The sequence below is a fragment of the Pseudoxanthomonas jiangsuensis genome (assembly GCF_010093185.1).
In the GTDB taxonomy this organism is placed as follows: Bacteria; Pseudomonadota; Gammaproteobacteria; order Xanthomonadales; family Xanthomonadaceae; genus Pseudoxanthomonas; species Pseudoxanthomonas jiangsuensis.
Genome location: NZ_PDWL01000061.1, coordinates 1 through 1,511, shown reverse-complemented (window position 1 = coordinate 1,511; position 1,511 = coordinate 1). Strand labels below are relative to the sequence as shown.

The following is a 1,511-nucleotide window of genomic DNA, read 5'->3' as shown; positions in this document are numbered from 1 at the left end:
CGTTCAGCCAGCTTCCCAGCCAGCGTTGCGAGTGCAGTACTCATTCGTTTTATACCTCTGAATCAATATCAACCTGGTGGTGAGCAATGGTTTCAACCATGTACCGGATGTGTTCTGCCATGCGCTCCTGAAACTCAACATCGTCATCAAACGCACGGGTAATGGATTTTTTGCTGGCCCCGTGGCGTTGCAAATGATCGATGCATAGCGATTCAAACAGGTGCTGGGGCAGGCCTTTTTCCATGTCGTCTGCCAGTTCTGCCTCTTTCTCTTCACGGGCGAGCTGCTGGTAGTGACGCGCCCAGCTCTGAGCCTCAAGACGATCCTGAATGTAATAAGCGTTCATGGCTGAACTCCTGAAATAGCTGTGAAAATATCGCCCGCGAAATGCCGGGCTGATTAGGAAAACAGGAAAGGGGGTTAGTGAATGCTTTTGCTTGATCTCAGTTTCAGTATTAATATCCATTTTTTATAAGCGTCGACGGCTTCACGAAACATCTTTTCATCGCCAATAAAAGTGGCGATAGTGAATTTAGTCTGGATAGCCATAAGTGTTTGATCCATTCTTTGGGACTCCTGGCTGATTAAGTATGTCGATAAGGCGTTTCCATCCGTCACGTAATTTACGGGTGATTCGTTCAAGTAAAGATTCGGAAGGGCAGCCAGCAACAGGCCACCCTGCAATGGCATATTGCATGGTGTGCTCCTTATTTATACATAACGAAAAACGCCTCGAGTGAAGCGTTATTGGTATGCGGTAAAACCGCACTCAGGCGGCCTTGATAGTCATATCATCTGAATCAAATATTCCTGATGTATCGATATCGGTAATTCTTATTCCTTCGCTACCATCCATTGGAGGCCATCCTTCCTGACCATTTCCATCATTCCAGTCGAACTCACACACAACACCATATGCATTTAAGTCGCTTGAAATTGCTATAAGCAGAGCATGTTGCGCCAGCATGATTAATACAGCATTTAATACAGAGCCGTGTTTATTGAGTCGGTATTCAGAGTCTGACCAGAAATTATTAATCTGGTGAAGTTTTTCCTCTGTCATTACGTCATGGTCGATTTCAATTTCTATTGATGCTTTCCAGTCGTAATCAATGATGTATTTTTTGATGTTTGACATCTGTTCATATCCTCACAGATAAAAAATCGCCCTCACACTGGAGGGCAAAGAAGATTTCCAATAATCAGAACAAGTCGGCTCCTGTTTAGTTACGAGCGACATTGCTCCGTGTATTCACTCGTTGGAATGAATACACAGTTCAGTGTTTATTCTGTTATTTATGCCAAAAATAAAGGCCACTATCAGGCAGCTTTGTTGTTCTGTTTACCAAGTTCTCTGGCAATCATTGCCGTCGTTCGTATTGCCCATTTATCGACATATTTCCCATCTTCCATTACAGGAAACATTTCTTCAGGCTTAACCATGCATTCCGATTGCAGCTTGCATCCATTGCATCGCTTGAATTGTCCACACCATTGATTTTTATCAATAG

The 1,511-nt window shown here is 43.6% G+C and carries 5 protein-coding genes; all 5 read right to left on the bottom strand.

All coding sequences use genetic code 11. The annotated features are described in order from the left end of the window. Positions 1–49 precede the first annotated feature (49 nt). A complete protein-coding gene (locus CSC62_RS17175) occupies positions 50–346 on the bottom strand; it encodes a host-nuclease inhibitor Gam family protein (protein ID WP_000995451.1) in 297 nt (98 codons plus the stop codon). A gap of 74 nt (positions 347–420) precedes the next feature. Next, complete coding sequence (gene kil / locus CSC62_RS17170) at positions 421–549, bottom strand: host cell division inhibitory peptide Kil (protein WP_001007579.1); 129 nt, start codon at positions 547–549, stop codon at positions 421–423. Next, positions 533–697 carry a protease FtsH-inhibitory lysogeny factor CIII gene (locus CSC62_RS18315; RefSeq protein ID WP_001198861.1) on the bottom strand — a complete coding sequence of 55 codons (165 nt, stop codon included), beginning with the start codon at positions 695–697 and terminating at the stop codon, positions 533–535. Before CSC62_RS18315 ends, kil begins: the two co-directional genes overlap by 17 nt. Before the next feature lie 72 nt (positions 698–769). Beyond that, a complete protein-coding gene (locus tag CSC62_RS17160; protein WP_000065374.1) occupies positions 770–1,138 on the bottom strand; it encodes a DUF2528 family protein in 369 nt (122 codons plus the stop codon). A gap of 182 nt (positions 1,139–1,320) precedes the next feature. Then, the coding region (locus CSC62_RS17155; RefSeq protein WP_162407884.1) for an antirestriction Ral family protein at positions 1,321–1,511 on the bottom strand (191 nt) is incomplete at its 5' end.